Origin of the sequence: Pantoea sp. SOD02 (genome assembly GCF_024707505.1) — a bacterium.
Taxonomy (GTDB): Bacteria; Pseudomonadota; Gammaproteobacteria; order Enterobacterales; family Enterobacteriaceae; genus Pantoea; species Pantoea symbiotica.
Genome location: NZ_CP102604.1, coordinates 2,591,005 through 2,610,014, shown reverse-complemented (window position 1 = coordinate 2,610,014; position 19,010 = coordinate 2,591,005). Strand labels below are relative to the sequence as shown.

20 protein-coding genes and 1 other annotated feature are annotated in these 19,010 nt (G+C 49.1%); of the genes, 2 read left to right on the top strand and 18 right to left on the bottom strand.

Annotated elements, in window-relative coordinates; all coding sequences use genetic code 11:
* The first annotated feature begins 30 nt into the window (after positions 1-30).
* Positions 31-1,128 carry a class I SAM-dependent methyltransferase gene (locus NR302_RS12200; protein WP_258143581.1) on the top strand — a complete coding sequence of 366 codons (1,098 nt, stop codon included), beginning with the start codon at positions 31-33 and terminating at the stop codon, positions 1,126-1,128.
* An 84-nt stretch (positions 1,129-1,212) separates the two neighbouring features.
* Here NR302_RS12200 and NR302_RS12195 read toward each other — a convergent pair whose 3' ends face one another.
* The 12 genes from NR302_RS12195 to hisL form a co-directional block, all read right to left on the bottom strand.
* Positions 1,213-2,328 (bottom strand): succinylglutamate desuccinylase/aspartoacylase family protein, encoded by a 1,116-nt coding sequence (locus NR302_RS12195; protein WP_258143579.1) that lies wholly within the window; start codon positions 2,326-2,328, stop codon positions 1,213-1,215.
* A gap of 111 nt (positions 2,329-2,439) precedes the next feature.
* Positions 2,440-3,237 carry an ABC transporter substrate-binding protein gene (locus NR302_RS12190; RefSeq protein ID WP_258143578.1) on the bottom strand — a complete coding sequence of 266 codons (798 nt, stop codon included), beginning with the start codon at positions 3,235-3,237 and terminating at the stop codon, positions 2,440-2,442.
* A gap of 66 nt (positions 3,238-3,303) precedes the next feature.
* The gene (locus NR302_RS12185) at positions 3,304-3,780 is read right to left on the bottom strand and encodes a YbaK/prolyl-tRNA synthetase associated domain-containing protein (protein WP_258143576.1); all 477 of its coding nucleotides are present in this window, start codon (positions 3,778-3,780) and stop codon (positions 3,304-3,306) included.
* Between the two features lie 88 nt (positions 3,781-3,868).
* Positions 3,869-4,480, bottom strand: coding sequence for a bifunctional phosphoribosyl-AMP cyclohydrolase/phosphoribosyl-ATP diphosphatase HisIE (gene hisIE, locus NR302_RS12180; protein WP_176972944.1), 612 nt, complete (start codon positions 4,478-4,480; stop codon positions 3,869-3,871).
* On the bottom strand, positions 4,474-5,250 hold the full coding sequence (gene hisF, locus NR302_RS12175) for an imidazole glycerol phosphate synthase subunit HisF (protein WP_007888882.1): 777 nt from the start codon (positions 5,248-5,250) through the stop codon (positions 4,474-4,476). The genes hisIE and hisF overlap by 7 nt, the downstream gene beginning before the upstream one ends.
* Positions 5,232-5,969 (bottom strand): 1-(5-phosphoribosyl)-5-[(5-phosphoribosylamino)methylideneamino]imidazole-4-carboxamide isomerase, encoded by a 738-nt coding sequence (gene hisA / locus NR302_RS12170; protein ID WP_154157706.1) that lies wholly within the window; start codon positions 5,967-5,969, stop codon positions 5,232-5,234. The genes hisF and hisA overlap by 19 nt, the downstream gene beginning before the upstream one ends.
* Complete coding sequence (gene hisH / locus NR302_RS12165) at positions 5,969-6,559, bottom strand: imidazole glycerol phosphate synthase subunit HisH (RefSeq protein WP_008104825.1); 591 nt, start codon at positions 6,557-6,559, stop codon at positions 5,969-5,971. Before hisH ends, hisA begins: the two co-directional genes overlap by 1 nt.
* The gene (gene hisB, locus NR302_RS12160) at positions 6,559-7,626 is read right to left on the bottom strand and encodes a bifunctional histidinol-phosphatase/imidazoleglycerol-phosphate dehydratase HisB (protein WP_154190124.1); all 1,068 of its coding nucleotides are present in this window, start codon (positions 7,624-7,626) and stop codon (positions 6,559-6,561) included. The genes hisH and hisB overlap by 1 nt, the downstream gene beginning before the upstream one ends.
* On the bottom strand, positions 7,623-8,699 hold the full coding sequence (gene hisC, locus NR302_RS12155) for a histidinol-phosphate transaminase (protein WP_258143573.1): 1,077 nt from the start codon (positions 8,697-8,699) through the stop codon (positions 7,623-7,625). The genes hisB and hisC overlap by 4 nt, the downstream gene beginning before the upstream one ends.
* On the bottom strand, positions 8,696-10,003 hold the full coding sequence (gene hisD, locus NR302_RS12150; RefSeq protein WP_258143572.1) for a histidinol dehydrogenase: 1,308 nt from the start codon (positions 10,001-10,003) through the stop codon (positions 8,696-8,698). Before hisD ends, hisC begins: the two co-directional genes overlap by 4 nt.
* Positions 10,004-10,007: 4 nt before the next feature.
* Positions 10,008-10,907 (bottom strand): ATP phosphoribosyltransferase, encoded by a 900-nt coding sequence (gene hisG / locus NR302_RS12145; protein ID WP_008104821.1) that lies wholly within the window; start codon positions 10,905-10,907, stop codon positions 10,008-10,010.
* Positions 10,908-10,960: 53 nt separating this feature from the next.
* Positions 10,961-11,082 (bottom strand) — a sequence feature (His leader region).
* A complete protein-coding gene (gene hisL / locus NR302_RS12140) occupies positions 11,058-11,105 on the bottom strand; it encodes a his operon leader peptide (RefSeq protein ID WP_100396937.1) in 48 nt (15 codons plus the stop codon). Its footprint overlaps the feature before it by 25 nt.
* Before the next feature lie 176 nt (positions 11,106-11,281).
* On the opposite strand from hisL, the gene NR302_RS12135 reads away from it, so the two are divergent.
* The gene (locus NR302_RS12135; protein ID WP_258143571.1) at positions 11,282-12,109 is read left to right on the top strand and encodes an SDR family oxidoreductase; all 828 of its coding nucleotides are present in this window, start codon (positions 11,282-11,284) and stop codon (positions 12,107-12,109) included.
* Between the two features lie 113 nt (positions 12,110-12,222).
* Here the strand turns inward: NR302_RS12135 and NR302_RS12130 are convergent, their stop codons facing one another.
* The 6 genes from NR302_RS12130 to NR302_RS12105 all read right to left on the bottom strand — a co-directional run bounded on the left by NR302_RS12130 (position 12,223) and on the right by NR302_RS12105 (position 18,997).
* A complete protein-coding gene (locus NR302_RS12130; RefSeq protein ID WP_258143570.1) occupies positions 12,223-13,323 on the bottom strand; it encodes a hypothetical protein in 1,101 nt (366 codons plus the stop codon).
* 7 nt (positions 13,324-13,330) lie between these two features.
* A complete protein-coding gene (locus tag NR302_RS12125; protein WP_258143569.1) occupies positions 13,331-14,818 on the bottom strand; it encodes an MBOAT family protein in 1,488 nt (495 codons plus the stop codon).
* Positions 14,819-15,033: 215 nt separating this feature from the next.
* Complete coding sequence (locus NR302_RS12120) at positions 15,034-16,284, bottom strand: hypothetical protein (RefSeq protein ID WP_258143568.1); 1,251 nt, start codon at positions 16,282-16,284, stop codon at positions 15,034-15,036.
* A gap of 59 nt (positions 16,285-16,343) precedes the next feature.
* On the bottom strand, positions 16,344-17,267 hold the full coding sequence (locus tag NR302_RS12115; RefSeq protein WP_258143567.1) for a glycosyltransferase family 2 protein: 924 nt from the start codon (positions 17,265-17,267) through the stop codon (positions 16,344-16,346).
* Entirely contained in the window at positions 17,267-17,623 is a 357-nt protein-coding gene (locus NR302_RS12110) for a GtrA family protein (RefSeq protein ID WP_258143566.1), read from the bottom strand. The genes NR302_RS12115 and NR302_RS12110 overlap by 1 nt, the downstream gene beginning before the upstream one ends.
* A gap of 96 nt (positions 17,624-17,719) precedes the next feature.
* A complete protein-coding gene (locus NR302_RS12105; RefSeq protein ID WP_258143565.1) occupies positions 17,720-18,997 on the bottom strand; it encodes an FAD-binding oxidoreductase in 1,278 nt (425 codons plus the stop codon).
* Positions 18,998-19,010: the final 13 nt, after the last annotated feature.

The following is a 19,010-nucleotide window of genomic DNA, read 5'->3' as shown; positions in this document are numbered from 1 at the left end:
GTTTTAATGTTACTTTGCGAGTTGATAAAAATGAATTATTTGAAGCAACTGTACCAGCAGCATGAAGGTAAATCATCGGATAAATGGGATATTTATCTCGACGTATATGATGAACTTTTCTTTGAACGGCGCTCGTTTGTGTCAAATTTTTTAGAAATTGGCGTGCAAAATGGAGGTTCGCTTGAAATTTGGAGCAGATACTTTTCTTTGGCTGAGCATCTGGTTGGCTGTGATATAAATCCTGATTGTGCCAAATTAAATTATGATAATCCTTCAATCGAAGTGGTAATTGGGGATTCTTCAACAGTTGAAATTAAAGAAAAGATTTTATCAGTTTCCTCTGCATTTGATGTGATTATTGATGATGGCTCACATGTTTCTTCGGATATAATAAAATCCTTCTTGCTTTACTTTCCATTAATTGCTGATGATGGAATATATATCATTGAAGATCTTCATGCAAGCTATTGGGAAAGCTTCGAAGGAGGGTTATATTACCCCTATTCTTCAATGTCATTCTTAAAGAAACTCGCAGATGTTCCAAATCAGGAGCATTGGGGTGTTAAGCGTGATGCGAAAGATTATTTATCTCCATTTTATCGTTTTTATGATTGTGAATCCCTTGATAGTGTTGACTACTCAACTATTCACTCAGTTACTTTCGTGAACTCATTATGTATAATAAAAAAGAAAAAATCAGAAAGTAACATTCTTGGTTCTCGTCATATCGCTGGAACTGAGTGGGATGTTTTTTCAAGAAATAAAAATTCGCAAGGTTTAAATATAAATTGTATACCACAAGAGAAAAACATCTGGAGCCAACTTGATACATTCCCTGAAATGGAATGGACAAAATTAGTTACAAATGGAGTCGATAACGATAATATAAGTATTTCTCTGCAGCAACAAATTGAACTATCTCAACATGAATTAAATGTAAAAATTAAAACTTTGCTCAATGAGATTAGTCAAAAAGAGTTATCTTATGAAAGCTTATTAGAAGAAAATGGTCGTATTTCTGTGCAGCTAAAAAATCTTACTACTGAAAATCACGCAATATTAACCTCTAATAGCTGGAAGATTACCCAGCCTCTAAGAACTTTGATGAAAAAGTTTAAACGTAACTGAGTACTAGTTTTATTGAAATTGAATTAAATTTCTTGGCCCACTTATCTTGGTGGGCCAAATGTTTATTCCTCTTTAGTTCTTGAATTATCCCACCAATAATGCCCCCCGTCTCCCAGCATTCTCCCCAGCCAACCGCACCACCAACATCCCCGCCGTGACAAACTTGGTCAAATTCCGCGCATACAACACGCCACCATACTCCGCCACCAACGGCATCACCTGGTCCGTAATCGGATCGACAATCTCTGCCACCACTTCTCCAGCCTTAATCCACTCACCCAGTTCACGCCGATAAAGCACTAATCCAGATTGCGCCGCATGGATATACTCACATCCCGCCAGTTCCGTCGCCGGATGAATCAGGGCAGGGGATTCACCGACTTCACCGGCAATATAACCACCTTCAATTAGCGCGTTGATAATCGCGTCAGCATCTTTCTCCGCCATTTCAGGCGAAACATCTGCAACACCGCGCAATTCTAGAGTCACCGGCAGCAAACCCCGCGGCATAGGATACTCATCGCCAAAGCGCTCAGCCAACGTTAGCCACGGTTCACAGCAAGCCTCATCAAACGGCTCGCCGCCAGAAATCTGCGCCAGCAATTGCACTTCACTTCCTAACCAACGCGCCAGCGGTTCGATGTTTGGCCACGCGTGCGGCGTAGTGTACAGATGCGGCAGCGCATCCCAGTCACAATGCAGGTCAATCATTAAATCCGCCTGGCTCGCCATACGCATCAATGTAAACCGCTGGGAATCAAGTTCAGTACGGGCAATGCGGTCACGGTAATGACGATCAATCGCTTCCCGAATTAGACGCTTATTTTCGTATTCACTCTGCGTCAGTGAACCTGCAAGCTCTTCAACCAAGGCTTCACCCAATGCCGGGAAGCGGCGGTTGAAATCTTGTCCTGAAAGCGTATGGAAACGCCCGAGATGGCTACCGTGCCAGTGTTGTCCCATCGCTAAAGGATTCGCGACCGGCACCAACGTGATTTTGGCTTTGAGCTGACCCGCAGATTCCAGTGCTAATAGCTTCTGTTTCAAATACCACGCCACCGCCATTCCCGGCAGCTCATCACCGTGCAGCGCAGCCTGAATGTAGACGCGTTGCTGCGAATCGGTGCCGAAGTGGAAGCTGACAATTTCGCGTTGCGTGCCCAGCGAGGCGCTTAATAGAGGATGATGTTGTTGTTGCATAACGCTATCGATGTCCTTTATTCAAGGCACGCTTTTCGCGACGCCTGATTCATTTTCTGATGGAATTATAGTGCTGAGTGCGAAAAGGGCGGCAAAAAGCCGCCCAAAAGATTACTGCTGAATGGAAATGTCAGTCGCGAAGTACTGCTTCTGGATTTTGTCGAAAGTGCCGTTCTTCTTAAGCTCGGCAAAAGCGTTATCCAACGCGGTTTTCAGTTCGGTGTCGCCTTTACGCAGACCAATCGCGGTGCCTGGACCGATAATCGGATCCTGCACAATCGGGCCCGCTAATTCGAAATCTTTGCCCTGCGGATGTTTCAGGAAGCCGTTTGCCGCTTGGGCAGCATCGGTAAACACCACGTCAAGACGGCCCGAAATCAAATCACTCTCAACCTGTGCCTGATCGCCATAAGGCACAACCTGCACACCATGCGGCTGCCATTTTGCCAGCGCATAGCGTTCCTGCACGGTGCCTTGCTCAACGCCCACGGTTTTGCCTTTCAGCGATTCAGCGGTTGGCAGCAGGCCAGAACCTTTACGCGCAATCAGCTGCGTATGGGTGTCGTACAGCGGCACGGTGAAATCAATCTGCTTCAGACGTTCTTCGGTGATGCCCATATCAGACAGGATGGCGTCGAACTTACGCGCCTTTAGCGCCGGGATCATGCCATCGAACTGGCTTTCCACCCACACGCATTTGGCCTGCATCTGCTCGCACAGCGCATTGCCAAGGTCAATATCAAAACCGACCAGTTTGCCCTGTGGCGTTTTGGATTCGAAAGGAGGATAGGTAGGATCAACCGCGAAACGCACCTGATCAATTTTTGCCTGCGCGCCAAATGCGCAACCTGCCAGCACAGCCAGCGCCAGCGTCTGACGCAGGCGGGCGGTTAAACGAGAAATTGCCATAATATCGGTCTTCTTTTGATGTGATGTTGAGTCAAGAAGAGTACCGCTCAGGGCCGGGCAAGGCAATTAGAGGATTATTTTCATCACGTTACCATTATGCAGCGCCTGATAATCCGCAATGTTGAGCACCACAGATTGCTCCAGCAATCCGGCGTTAAAGGCGATTTCGTCATAGCGTTCGAACAGCAACGGATCAACAACCAGCTGTAAATCAGGATGGAAACTAAAGGGTGGAATAGCACCAAACACGCATCCGGTCAGCGCATCCACTTCTGCAGGTGAGGCCAGTGAAGCACGTCGACCACCAACCGCTGCAGCAACCTTGCTGAGATCCGCTTGTTGATCGGCAGGCAGCACCGCCAGCACATGTTGCTTGATGCCGTTACCTTTCACATGACACACCAGCGCCTTCGCGCCTTGCCCAACTTCAGTTCCGCGAATTGCCGCCACCGCTTCACACTTGCCGGTCGCTTCATGCTTCATCACGCGATAACGCGCCTGACGCTGGTCGAGCAGAGCGAGTAGTTTTTCATGAGTGGTCATGGTGTCTTCCATGCTGATGAATAGCGTAGGGTGCGCATTTATGCGCACCTGGAACATTGGTCGCCATGAATGGCGACCCTACGGAAAGTTATTTATGACGCGCCCGCAGATTATTGATAATGGTGCTCAAATCCAGCTCCTGGTCCTGCAGCAGCACCATCAGGTGATACAGCAAATCAGACGCTTCATTGGTCAGCTCGTGACGATCGTTAACCGTTGCAGCCAAAGCGGTTTCCACGCCTTCTTCACCCACTTTCTGCGCGATACGCTTGGTGCCGCTGGCGTACAGCTTCGCGGTATACGAACTCTCTGGATCGGCAGTTTTGCGTGAAGCCAACAACTGCTCGAGCTGATAGAGGAACGTCCAGTCCGGTGCGGCCGGTGAGAAGCAGCTAGATGTGCCGAGATGGCAGGTTGGGCCAATCGGATTCGCCAGCACCAGCAAGGTATCGTTGTCGCAATCCGGCGTAATGCTCGCCACTTGCAGGAAGTGGCCCGAGGTTTCGCCTTTGGTCCATAAACGGTTTTTAGTACGTGAGAAGAAGGTGACGTTGCCCTCGCTGAGAGTTTTTTGCAGCGCTTCTTCATTCATATAACCGTGCATCAGCACTTCGCCGGAAACGTTGTGCTGGACGATAACGGGCATCATGCCCGCGGTTTTGACCCAATCCAGCCTGGCCAGTTGTTCTGCAGTTAACACGCGCGAATCTCCACACCGTTGTCGATCAGGAAGTTTTTCAACTCGCCGATATTGATAATTTGTTTGTGAAACACCGAAGCCGCCAGCGCGCCATCGACATTCGCCTGCTCAAACGCTTCGAGGAAGTGCGGCATGGTACCCGCGCCGCCAGAAGCGATCAGTGGCACTTTGCAGACATCGCGCACTTTCTTCAGCTGCACCAGATCGTAGCCGTTACGCACGCCATCCTGGTTCATCATGTTGAGGACGATTTCGCCCGCGCCCAGCTTCTGCACTTCCTGCACCCAATCCAGAGTTTCCCACGTGGTCACTTTGGTGCGCGCTTCGTCGCCGGTGTACTGATTGACGTGATATTTGCCGCTCGCTTCATCAAACCAGGTATCGATACCCACCACGATGCACTGCACGCCAAAGCGATCGGCCAGGCGTGTAATCAGCGTAGGATCGGCTAATGCCGGCGAGTTGATGGAGATCTTGTCGGCACCGAACTGCAGAATGCGCGCCGCGTCTTCTTCGCTCTTGATGCCGCCCGCCACGCAGAATGGAATATCAATCACTTCCGCTACGCGCGACACCCAGCTTTTGTCCACTACGCGGCCATCTGATGAGGCGGTGATATCGTAGAACACCAGCTCATCCGCGCCTTCCTGCGCATAGCGCTGTGCCAGCGGCACGATGTCGCCGATGATTTCGTGGTTACGGAACTGAACGCCTTTCACCACTTGCCCGTCACGCACATCAAGACAAGGAATTATCCGTTTTGCCAGCATGTAATCGCCTCCGCCACCGTGAATTTATCTTCCAGTAAAGCGCGACCGACGATCACGCCCTGCGCGCCGCTGCCGCGTAACGCCGCGATGTCATCGAGCGAACCGATGCCGCCAGAAGACTGGAAAGCGATGTCCGGGAAGGCGGCAGAAACTTCTTTATACAGTTCGACGTTGGAGCCGCTCAGCGTACCGTCGCGCGAAATATCGGTGCACAGCACATGTTTGAGGCCAACAGGCTGATACCAGCCGATTACCTCTTCCAGCGTCACGCCCGCCGCTTCCTGCCAGCCGCTGATCGCCACTTCTTTACGGTTGTTGGCATCAATGCGCACATCCAAAGCCAGCACGATGGCGTCCGCGCCAAACTCGCTGAACCAGCTTTTGACTTCTTCCGGCTGCTTCACCGCAGTGGAACCCACTACCACGCGCGTAGCGCCCGCTGCCAGTAGCGCCGCCACGTCATCGCGATTGCGGATGCCGCCGCCAACCTGCACCGGCACGTTCACGCCGCGCAATAAGGTGGTAAGCAGCGGAATCTGGCGTTTGGCCGGATCTTTCGCGCCGGTCAAATCCACCAGATGCAGCACTTCAGCGCCCTGGCGTTGGTAATCCTGTAAGCGCGGCAGCGGATCGCTACCGTAATCGCGCTGCTGGCCGTAATCGCCCTGATGCAGGCGCACTACTTTGCCGTCGATTAAATCTAATGCGGGGATAATCATCACATCTCCAGGAAATTTTTCAGCAACTGCGCGCCTGCTTTGCCCGAACGCTCCGGGTGGAACTGCACGCCGAAGAAGTTATCTTTCTGCAAGGCGGCAGTGAACGGATGACCGTAATCGCACTGCGCGATGGTGGCGGCATTCACCGGCATGGCGTAGCTGTGCACGAAGTAGAAGTAGCTGCCATCGGGGATGTCGCGGAACAGATGATGGCCCGCTTTAGCGGTGATCTGGTTCCAGCCCATGTGCGGCAGCGGTAAATCCTGCGTGTCCATCAGCGTGACCGGCTCATCAACCAGGCCGAGCGTGGTTACGCCGCCGTTCTCATCGCTCCCGCGACCGAGCAGCTGCATGCCAAGGCAAATGCCGAGCACCGGCTGAGTACAGGCTTTGATCAGATCGATGAGATCGCGCTCCTGCAGCTGGTTCATCGCCGCCTGCGCGGTGCCAACGCCCGGCAGCAGCAGCTTGTCGGCATGCAGCACCACATCCGGGTCGCGGCTCACCTGCGGCGTGTAGCCGAGGCGCTCAATGGCCCACTTCACCGACGACAGGTTGGCGCAGCCGGTATCGAGGATCACCACGTTCATCACAGCACTCCTTTCGAGCTCGGCAAGGTGTTGCCTTCCACGCGAATCGCCTGGCGCAGCGTGCGGCCAAAGGCTTTAAACAGGCTTTCCACACGATGGTGATCGTTGCGGCCTTTGGTTTTCAGATGCAGCGTGCTCATCATCGCGTAGGATAGCGAGCTGAAGAAGTGCTCGACCATCTCGGTGCTGAGATCGCCGACGCGCTGGTAGCTGAACTCGGCTTTGAATTCGATGTGCGGACGGCCGGAGATATCCAGCGCGCAGCGCGCCAAACACTCATCCATTGGCAGCACAAAGCCGAAACGGCCGATGCCACGTTTGTCGCCCAGCGCTTTCAGCAGCGCTTCGCCGAGCGCCAGACCGGTATCTTCCACGGTGTGGTGATCGTCGATGTAGAGATCGCCTTTCACATCAATGTTCATGCGGAAGCCGCCGTGTACTGCAATCTGGTCCAGCATGTGATCAAAGAAACCAACGCCGGTGTTGATTTTGCTGCCGCCTTCGCGATCCAGCCACACTTCGACTTTAATCTGCGTCTCTTTGGTGTTGCGCTGCACCAGCGCGTAGCGATCGCGCTTGGTCAGACGTGCCTGAATCGCATCCCAATCTTCGCCTTCCGCGCCGTAACGCAGGCCCTGAATGCCCATGTTCTGCGCCAGCTGGATATCGGTGAGGCGGTCGCCAATCACGTAGCTGTTAGCGGTATCGAGCGCACCAGCGGCCAGCCAGGCTTCAACCATTTTGGTCTTCGGCTTGCGGCAATCGCAGTTATCTTCCGGCATATGCGGGCAGATCAGGATGTCGCTGAAATTCACGCCTTGTGAGCTGAGAATCTGCATCATCAGGTTGTGCGGGCCGTCGAAATCGGCCTGCGGGAAGCTAGCGGTGCCGAGGCCATCCTGATTGGTGATCATCACCAGTTGATAACCCGCTTCCTGCAACGCCAGCAGCGCAGGAATGGCGTTCTTCTCAAACGCCAGCTTCTCCATGCGATCCACCTGATAATCGGAGGGTGGCTCAGAGATGATGGTGCCGTCGCGGTCGATAAAAAGGATCTTCTGACTCATGCTTGCTCCACTGATAAGGCTTGCAGCGCGGCGATCAGGCGCTCGCACTCTTCACGGGTGCCGATGGAGATGCGCAGGCATCCCGCAAGGCCGGGGTTTTTGTTTTGGTCGCGCAGAATAATGCCTTGATCCCACAGCGTTTTAAACACTTTTGGCGAATCAGTGAAGCGCGCCAGAATGTAGTTGGTTTCGCTTGGGAATACCTGTTGCACCACGCTAATTTGCGGCAACTGTTCAAACAGCCAGGCACGATTGGCGTTCAGCTCGGCAACATGCTGACGCATCAGCGCAATACCTTGCTCACTCAGCGCTTGTCCGGCCACATCGGCCACCGGCGTGGCGAGCGGATAGGGTGCAATCACCTTCATCAGCAGATCGATCACCGGCTTGTTCGCCAGGGTGAAGCCGCAACGCAAACCGGCCAGCGCAAAGGCTTTGGACAGCGTGCGCAGAATCACTAAGTGCGGATACTCCTGCAGCCAGCTCGCCAGCGTCGCTTCCGGGCAGAACTCAATATAGGCTTCATCGGCAACCAGCAACGCTTTACCGGCGGTCATATCCAGCAACTTGCGAATGTCATCGGGATTGATCAAGTTGCCGGTCGGATTGTTCGGGCTGCACATATAGACGACTTTCACGCCGTCGAGCTGGTCGGCAATCGCCGGCAGATTCAGCTGCCAGTCATCGAGTGCCGCCACGGTGCGGTATTCGATGCCGATGGTTTCAGCGCTGACGCTGTACATGCCGTAGGTTGGCGGGCAGAACAGAATCGCATCTTTGCCCGGCTCGCAGAAGGCGCGCATCAGCAGTTCGATGCCTTCATCCGCGCCGCGGCTCACCAGAACCTGCTCCGGCGTCAAACCGGCGTAAGCGGCGTAACGCTCAATAACAATCTTCGGCTGGCATTCCGGATAGCGGTTCAGCGTCTGCTGCGACAGCTCAAACGGCACCGGCAGCGGGAATTCGTTGGCATTCAGCCACACATCACCGTTACCACCCAGACGACGCGCCGATTGATACGGCGTCAGCGCTCGCACGTTGGCGCGCGCTAACTCTTCAATATTCAGGCTCATGCTTGCTCCTTCAGCGCGGCAACACGCAGGGTAACGGCATTTTTGTGGGCTTCCAACTGCTCGGCGGCGGCCAGCGTTTCAATCGTTGCGGCAAGATTGAGGAAGCCTTGCGGCGTCAGCTCTTGCACCGTCATACGTTTCTGGAAATCGGCCAGGCCGAGGCTGGAACAGGTGGCGGTGTAACCGTAAGTCGGCAGCACGTGGTTGGTGCCTGACGCGTAATCGCCCGCCGATTCCGGTGACCAGTCGCCAAGGAATACCGAACCGGCGCTGGTGATGCTATCGACCAGATCGCGCGGCTGACGCGTCTGAATGATCAGGTGCTCCGGGCCGTACAGATTGGAGATCTCGATGCACTGATCCAAATCGCGCAGCACAATCAGGCGGCTGCTTTCTAACGCCTGACGCGCGGTAGCGGCGCGTGGCAGCTGCGCCAGTTGCTCTTCAACCGCTTGCGCCACGCCTTCGGCCAGTTGCAGCGATGGCGTCAGCAGAATCACTTGTGAATCCGGGCCGTGTTCTGCCTGCGACAGCAAGTCAGAAGCCACGAACGCTGGCGTAGCGCCTTCATCGGCTATCACCAATACTTCGGATGGACCGGCCGGCATATCAATCGCCGCGCCATCTAAACGTTGACTCACCTGACGTTTGGCTTCGGTCACATACGCGTTGCCTGGGCCAAAAATCTTGTCCACTTTCGGCACGGTTTCGGTGCCGAAGGCGAGGGCGGCAATGGCTTGCGAACCGCCAACCTGGAACACCTCTTTCACGCCGCACAGCTGCGCGGCGTAAAGAATTTCATCAGCAATTGGCGGCGGCGAGCACAGCACCACGCGACCGCAACCGGCGATGCGCGCGGGTGTCGCCAGCATCAATACGGTTGAGAACAGCGGAGCGGAACCGCCAGGAATGTATAAGCCCACCGATTTCACCGGACGGGTAATCTGCTGGCAGCGCACGCCGGGCTGAGTTTCCACATCCACTTCCGCCAGAATCTGCGCGTTGTGGAAGGTCTCGATATTACTTACGGCCACGGCCATCGCCTGCTTCAGCGTGTCGCTCAGACGATCGCTGGCGGCTTGCATCTCTTCGGCAGTGACGCGCAGGTTATCCACCTGCGCTTTGTCGAAGCGGGCGCTAAATTCACGCAGCGCCGCATCACCGCTCTCTTTCACTTGTACCAACACGTCGCGCACGATCTGGCTGATACTTTCTGAAGCCGAAATCGCCGGACGCATCAGCAGCGCTTGCTGCTGCTGTGCGCTGCATTGCTGCCAATCAATGGGTGTCATCAGAGTGCTCATCGTGTTACTCCAACATTTTTTCGATTGGCAGCACGAGGATCGAGCTGGCACCCAGCGACTTCAGCTTCTCCATGGTTTCCCAGAACAGCGTTTCGCTGCTCACCATGTGCATCGCCACGCGGCTGACATCACCGGCCAATGGCAGCACGGTTGGACGTTCAGCGCCCGGCAGCAGCGCAATCACTTCATCCAGACGTTCGCTTGGCGCGTGCAGCATGATGTACTTGGATTCACGCGCTTTAATCACGCCCTGAATACGCGTCATCATTTTGTCGACCAGCTCTTGCTTGGCGGCTGGCAATTCGCCGTCGCGCTGAATCAGCACCGCTTTAGAACGATAAATCACTTCTACTTCGCGCAGACCGTTAGCTTCCAGCGTGGCACCGGTTGAAACCAGGTCACAAATCGCATCGGCCAGGCCAGCACGCGGGGCAACTTCAACAGAACCGTTCAGCAGGCAGGATTTGAAGGCGACGCCTTGTTTATCGAGGTATTTCTTCAGCAGGTGTGGATAAGAGGTGGCGATGCGGGCGTTATTCAGGCATTGCGGGCCGGTGTACTCTTCATCAACCGGCATCGCCAGCGACAGGCGGCAACCGCCGAAATCCAGACGACGCAGCGTGAAGTAACGCGGATCTTCGCCCTGAGCACGACGGTTCAGCAGCTCCTCTTCCAGCACGTTTTCACCGACGATACCGAGATCGACGACGCCATCCATTACCAGGCCAGGAATATCGTCATCGCGCACGCGCAGGATGTCGATTGGCATGTTCTCCGCAAACGCAATCAGACGCTGTTGCTGAAGGTTGATTTTGATACCGCAGCGTGCCAGCAGTTCGCGTGATTCATCACTTAAACGGCCAGATTTCTGCATAGCTATGCGAATACGGGTGTTATCTAACATGGTTCCTGTCCTCTTATTCAATCCTGTCTGAACGTGTTGATTTGCGTTCGCCCATAAAAAAACCCCCGGAAGATGATCTTCCGGGGGCTCTCTTTGCGTTCGCACCACTGGAAGATCCTAATCGTCTCCCAGCACACATCGCCTGAAAGACTAGTCAGGATGATGGTGATGATGGTGGTTGAACTGAACGCGTGTCATAGTAAATTCCGTTGCTGAATGAGTATTCATTTGCGTGCTGAATAACCTAACGAAGATGGTGACAATTGGCAACCCTTTTTTAACCGTCAATTTCCGGAATCTCCCGAAACAGTTTGCGCTGGTTTGGCACATCTACCCGCACTAAGATGAAGTGTGAGCCCATAGCAGGAGTCGATATGAAAAAGGTCGCGATTGTAGGTCTGGGATGGCTGGGTATGCCGCTGGCGATGGCGCTAACGGCACGCGGCTGGCAGGTCACCGGCAGTAAAACCTCGCCGGATGGCGTGGACGCCGCACGCCGCTGTGGCATCGAAGCCTTCCAACTGGTGCTAACGCCCGAGCTGGAGTGTGAAGCCGAAGAGTTAGATGCACTGATGGTGGTGGATGCGCTGGTGGTGACGTTACCTGCCAGCCGCACGGTAAAAGGCGGTGAGGATTACATGCAGGCGGTGCAGAACGTGGTGGACACCGCGCTGGCGAAGAAAGTGCCGCGTATTATTTTCACCAGCTCAACGTCAGTGTACGGCAGCGGTGAGGGCGTAATGAAAGAGAGCAGTCCGCTGCAGCCGGAAACCGTCGCCGGCAAAACGCTGGTGGAGCTGGAAAACTGGCTGCACGATCTGCCCGGCACCAGCGTGGATATTGTGCGCCTCGCAGGATTAGTGGGGCCGAATCGTCATCCAGGTCGTTTCCTTGCAGGCAAAACCGGGCTGGAAAACGGCGGTCATGCGGTCAATCTGGTGCACTTGGATGATGTGGTTGACGCGATTGTGCTGCTACTGCAAACCCCAAAAGGCGGGCACATTTACAATCTGTGCGCATCGAAACACCCGTCGCGCGATAGCTTTTATCCCAGCGTGTCGAAGCAGTTGGGGCTGGAACCGCCGACGTTTGTTGCTGAGCCGGAGCGTTCTAACGGCAAGGTGATTGATGGCTCGAAAATCGCTAATGAGCTGGGGTTTGAGTACACCTATGATGACCCGATGAAAATGCCGTTAGAGTAATTATATATAAACTAATCATTTTTAAAAATTATTGTTATTTTGATGAATGTTCGGTTACTGATGAATATAAGGCCGCAAGTGCGGCCTCAAAAAAGTAACTTATGGATATTTTATTATTGGCTGTTTTTATTTACATTATACTCAAAAAATTTACTCATTGAGTCACGTTCGACAACAGTAACTATCACGTAATCTGGTTTATAATTTAATATTATTTCTTTTATTTTTTCAGGTGTTTCTCTTCCATGATGTATCTGAAGGGTTTCGGAAAAAGTTACGGCCATTAATCTAGACATTGCCGTGCCAAATGAATCTCTTAACCAAATGACTTTTTTATTGTTTAAGGCATTAGGCGATTTTATCAGGAGGTTTTCTTGAGGTGAATCAATCGGGGTGTTTTTACCATGATAAATTACTTTGCCGGTAGGGTATGAAGATTCAGTTATATCATAATTGCTAATTGATTTGTTTTTAATCGTAACATTGACGTCATTAAGGAAATCACCAGACCTTTGAAAATGAGATAAATCACCAGGTGCTCTAGGATACTGGTCAAACTCTAATTTTTCTGAAGGCCAAATTAATCCATCATTATTGTTTTTTGATTTCTCTTCAAGAGCTTTAAAAGCAAGGGATGCACCTAATTCATTCCAGTGTGTATCCGTCTTGAAATACAATGGGTTGCTATTATTAACCTTTCCAGACCTAATTTTAGAGAATGTATCGACATAAACGGAAGGATTTAAGGAAAGCAACTTTTGTGGGATTTGATTAGCGTTAGGCTCATACCAATCAGGCATATATTCAGGATAAATGCTCTCTTTGTCGGGGCCAATTATTATATAGAACCTTTTGCAATCAAGGCTGTTTAAATATTCTGACCAACTGTTGATTGATTTATTTACACTTTGAATCTGGTCCTCAAATGATTTTTCTCCATTAATTTTTTTCATTAATGTTTGGTTGAAATCTTTGCCTAAAAATAACCATCCATCCTTGCCTTGATAAACACTGCTGGGATCTATAGATATACCAAGTTTATTACCAAGGCTGCCGAGTCTTGATAAAATGGGATCAATGTTGTAGGCCTGATTCAAAGCACCATGTAAACTTTTTGCTTTGTAAAATGTTACGCCGTCATAAAGTCTATATGCTGGGAGCGCAAGAACCGAAAGAATAAAAATTAATAAGAAGGTGATGGATTTAGTCTTCATAGTTACCTCAGAAATTAAAATAGAGAAACACCGCACTTTCTGAGTGCAGACTAAGATAAACAGCCAAGGATGATATTAAGGCCAATATAACGATTTTAAAATAACCAATCCTTTGGCCAATTATTATTTCTTGTGAGTTTTTCAATGAGCAACAAAGTAACGCTATCGCAGACATGATAAAGACTGAGGAATATGCTGCTATTCCATATGAGATGTTTTTTGCTACCCATCCTGCAATTTGTCCATATCGTGATAGATCATTCAATGGCAGTTGTTCAAGAGAAATATTTCTCATATTGGAGAGCGTAAACATGTTAGAAAGAATGGTGGAAGCTTGTCCAAAACTATCAGACCTGAAAAAAACCCAGCTGATATTTACAAACATGAATGTTATAAACCAGGCAATAGGTTTGTACATCCGCATGCCAGTAGCTTTCCAGGCGCGATGAATAATAAGGGCTGCGCCGTGCATTGCTCCCCAAAGTACGAATAACCAACTTGCGCCATGCCATAAACCAGCAATAGTAAAGGTGAAGAATAGGTTGAAGTAAGTCCTAAACGGAGAAAGTCTATTTCCGCCTAAAGGTATATAGATGTAATCGCGTAAATATCTGCCTAGCGTAATGTGCCATCTTCTCCAAAAATCTTGTATATCAACAGCTTTATAAGGAGAGTTAAAATTTATAGGAAGCATAATGTTAAACAGCAAGGCAGCACCAATTGCCATATCACAATAGCCACTAAAATCGAAATATAATTGGAAGGTATATGATAAACTCGTCGCCCATGCGCTATAAAAATCATGTACATAGCCCGGAGAGTATCCTTCTTGCGCAAATACCGCAAACGTGTCAGCAATAATTACTTTTTTTATCAATCCAATAGAAAAAATGCATAATCCAGAAAGAATATTGGAAAAGTTAACTTTGTTATTATTGTGATCTTTAAATTGCGGCATCATTTCTCCATGATGGAGGATTGGGCCGGCAATCAAATGAGGAAAGAACGTTACAAAAAGAATGTAATTGATAAAGCTATATTCTTTAACTTTTCCTTTATAGCTATCCACCAAAAAAGCAATTTGAGTGAATGTGAAGAAACTAATTCCAAGAGGGAGTAATAAATGAAGAGGTGTGAAATTATTATCAAATAAGGAGTTTACGTTATCGAGAAAAAAATTAGAGTATTTATAATATCCCAAAGTGCCAATGTTTATCAGTATGCCAAATATTAAAATATATTTTCTTTTTTGACTTCTAATGTCATCTTTAGGTGTGATTATATTGCCGATCACGAAGTTAAAAATTATTGATGAGAGAAGTAAAGGTATATATTTTACCTCCCAATAGCCATAGAAGAACAAACTAGCCAGGCATAACCATGCTTTACTGGTTTTATATAAACCATATTTGTTTAGTGAAAAATAAACAATTACGCATATAGGCAAGAATACGAAAATAAAGTATGAAGAGCTAAAAAGCATCAAATCACCCAAAAATTTGTAAATGCTAAAGTGCCAATGTAAGGTTATTATAATCTAATTGTTTTAATATTGACAAGGATAACGAACGGAAGTCAGATGAGAGTTTAATAGAAGTTATGATGTGTATCACACTGATAATTTACAACTAAAAATAATTTTTCTGTTTAGCTGAAAATTAGCTAGCACCTCTAAGATAAAAGTGCTAGCTAAATACTTCGGGTGATTATTTATTTTTTGATCAGTTCCATTGACCAACCTGGGGGGTTAGTATGGATTAATACTTTCTCACCATTCTTTGCCTCATTAAAGACTGCAACATCTTTATCGTAGCCGACATTGTCCAGAGGAGGCATTCGATAAGATACAGTCAAAGATGAAAATAGAGTGATGCAGAACAGTAAGATAACAGTATAAGGCCTAACCTTTATCCGACTCAGTATTATTAAGCTTAAGCAAAAAATGCCCATGCCACTCAGTATGAAATAGCGACATCCTACGATAGGAATTAGGAAGAGTGGCCACTGTTCCTCGCTATGATTTATAACAGGCTTATATAGTGATACTAGTAGGGTGAAGAATACATAACAAAATGCAGATTTATATCTCCAGTCCATTTTTACCAGAAAGAAAAATGATGAGAGTATAAATACTAGTGATATAAATGCATTAACAATAGGTTTCCCAATTATCCATTGGACATTGTTTAAATCAAAAAATGCACCTAGAATGACTTTGTACGATATTATTTCAAAAAAGAGGGGTATTGTAGCTCCAAGACTTGAAGGTGTTCTGGTGTTGTCCCCAAACATAACCGAACCAGCTTGAATCAACATACAACAAGCGAAAACAACATCGAAAGTATTAATGCCTTTAATGGCATTTAATATTGAACCTCTTTCATAATATCTTTTTATCGCAAGTGAAGGGGCGAGCAAAGCAATGAATGGACCGCTAATACCTGATAAAATTAGAATGAGTATATCATGTGTTTTCCATGCAATGTTTTTAGATTCTTTAGCTAAAATAACGGCCAAAAGATAGATTGCAAGATAGGTGTGGGCATTTGTGATGTTTACGTATGCTTCTTGTATGTTGGGTTGAAAAAGGAAGTATAAGCAAAATGCCAGTCTAAAGCGTATATCGATGTAATTAAATCGACTGGTCATAATGAAAACAACAAATAAGCAGCGGAGCGCAATTGCTATAGATGTTGATATGAGAGCAACATAACTGAGTCCAAATGACGAGGCAAATGCCATTGTTATTTTAGGAAGAGACTGAAAATACCCATCTCTTGGCGTCAAGATGGAAGTTAAAAACCCTTGATTCCACACTGGTTCAAAAAAAGCCTTACCATCCTCTGCCCATAATTGTGGATGATTTATAATGTCAGGTCGTCTAGTAATAATAATAACTGCCGCTACTATAAATATGGCAATAAAATACCAGGGTGATAATTTGTCTTGTTTTGAAATCATGATTCACCTTTAAAGCTTTACATGCAAACAGCTGTTGAAATTTTAGTAATTTTAGAATGCTATTTTATTTGCTTCCTGGATACGATATATCTTGGTCGGCCTTTAGTCTCGATATAAATTCTACCAATATACTCCCCAAGCACGCCAATCCCAATGAGCTGTACGCCACCTAAAAACAGCATTGAAACCATAATTGAAGGATAGCCTTTAACAGGGTTGCCCCAGAATAAAGTATCAATCAGCATCCATGCGCCATAGACGAATGAAAGGGCAGCGACGACAAGTCCGAGATAAGTCCAAATACGAAGAGGGAAGGTTGAAAAAGAAGTGATCCCTTCTAGCGCAAGGTTCCACAACTTCCAGCCATTAAATTTGGTCGTACCAGCAACACGGTCTGCCCGAATATATTCAACAACTTCAGTTTTGCCGCCGACCCAGCTGAGAACACCTTTCATAAACAGATTACGTTCCTGCAGCAGTTTAATATTTTCCACTACGTTGCGTGACATTAAGCGGAAATCACCCACGTTTTCTTCAATCTTAGGCGAACTGATCTTGTTATGCAGTTTGTAAAACCACTCAGCAGTCTTACGTTTTAGATGAGAGTCGGTGCTGCGATCAACACGTTTCGCCAGAACAATATCCGCGCCCGAATGCCACTTATCAACCATTAAAGGAATGACATCTATAGGATCTTGTAAATCGACATCGATAGGAATGATGGCATCACCACTTGCCGCTTCAAGGCCAGCGAAAAGGGCCGGTTCTTTACCGAAATTACGTGTGAACGAAATATGTTTGACTAAAGTGTCCTTAGCCTCAATTTCATTCAGAATCGCTTCTGTGCTGTCTGTGCTGCCATCATTTATAAAAACTATTTCAATATTATATTTTTTAAAGGGTTCAAATTCGCGTACCGCTTTATAGAAGAGGGGAATGGCATCCTCTTCATTCAATACAGGAACAATCAGAGAAAATTTCATTAACTCGTCCTAAACACGAAAAACTTAGAGTAGGCGAAGCCGCAAATCAAGCTGAGTGCAGAGAAGAAAACCAATGTAACGATTGGATTAATATGCAGATAGTCAGCTGTCCAGCCCACGGCCGTTGCCATTGCGCCCATAAAGCAGATATAGAGAAGATATCGGGTAGTGGTCGCTTCTGCGTTAAACGTCCATTTTGCGTTGGCAAAGAAGGAAAAAGTTACCGCAACACAAAACGCCACGAGGTTAGACAGGGATTGGCTACCTACGATGGCATAAAGTGCGGCAAACACGCCCCAATGAATGAGCGTATTGATTACACCGACAGAAGTGTATCTAGCGAACAACCTCAACATTTTACAACCCAAAAATTTAAGGAGCCTGATCCTGACATTACCGCTGTTTTATAGCAAGTTTTGGTAAAGGAGTGTCGAGTAATGGTAATCAGTAGTTCACACCCCAAACCGATCCCGCAATGCATACCAGGCCGCCCCCATCGCTGTGAGCGGCACCTTAAACCTTCTCCCACCCGGAAACGGCAGATGCGGCAATTTCGCGAACGCATCAAATCTCTCCGCATGCCCACGTAAGACTTCCGCAATCAATTTCCCGGAAAGATGAGTACAAGTCACACCATGCCCGCTGTCACCCTGCATAAAGAACGCATTCTTCTCCACCTGGCCAAACTGGGGCATGCGCGATAGCGTGAGCAGGAAATTGCCGCTCCAGCGATGGCTGATTTTGATATCCCGCAACTGCGGAAAGGTGCGCAGAAGCTTGGGGCGAATCAGCGCTTCGATGTCATCCGGCTCGCGCGCGCCGTATACCACGCCGCCACCGTAGAGCAGGCGGTTATCGGCGGTGAGGCGGAAGTAGTCGAGCAGATAGTTACAATCTTCAACGCAGTAATTGTTCGGCAGCAAACCCAGCGCCTGATCGCGCGTTAGGGGTTCGGTGGTGACGATCTGCGAACCGCACGGCATGCTTTTGCGCGTCAGGCGCGGTTCAAGCTGGGATGGCAAATAGGCGTTCCCGGCAAATATCACGAAGGTGGCTGTGACTTCGCCTTTGGCGGTTTTTATCCGATGCGGCGCGCCATATTTCACTTCTATCGCCGCAGACTGCTCATAAATGCGCCCGCCGTGTCGGCGAATCGCTTCGGCTTCACCCAGCGCCAGATTAAGCGGATGCAGATGTCCGCCGCGTTTATCATGCAAGCCACCAACGTAACGATCGGTTGCTACTTCACGCCGAATGCCGCGTTCATCGAGCAATTCCAAATCATGATTACCGTAGCGCGCCCAAAGCGCTTTCTGGTTGCGCAGATGGCCCATTTGCCGCTGATTCAGTGCGGCAAAAATGCCGCCGGGACGATAGTCGCAGGCGATAGCGTAACGGTCGATGCGGTCGCGAATGATCTCCGCGCCTTCAAACATCATGCTGCCGAGCATCTGTGCGGTCTGTTTGCCGTAGCGCTGCTCAATCACATCCACGTCGCGGCTGTAAGAGTTGACGACCTGGCCGCCATTGCGGCCGCTGGCGCCAAAGCCGATTTTTGCCGCTTCGAGCAGCACCACGTCGTAACCGGCTTCGGTGAGAAACAGCGCTGACGAGAGCCCGGTAAAGCCGCCGCCAATGATGCAGACATCGCACTGCACCGACTCTTGCAGCTCCGGCCACGGCTCATGCGCGTTGGCGGTAGCGGCGTAATAACTTCCCACATGTTGCATTACATCCTCCTTA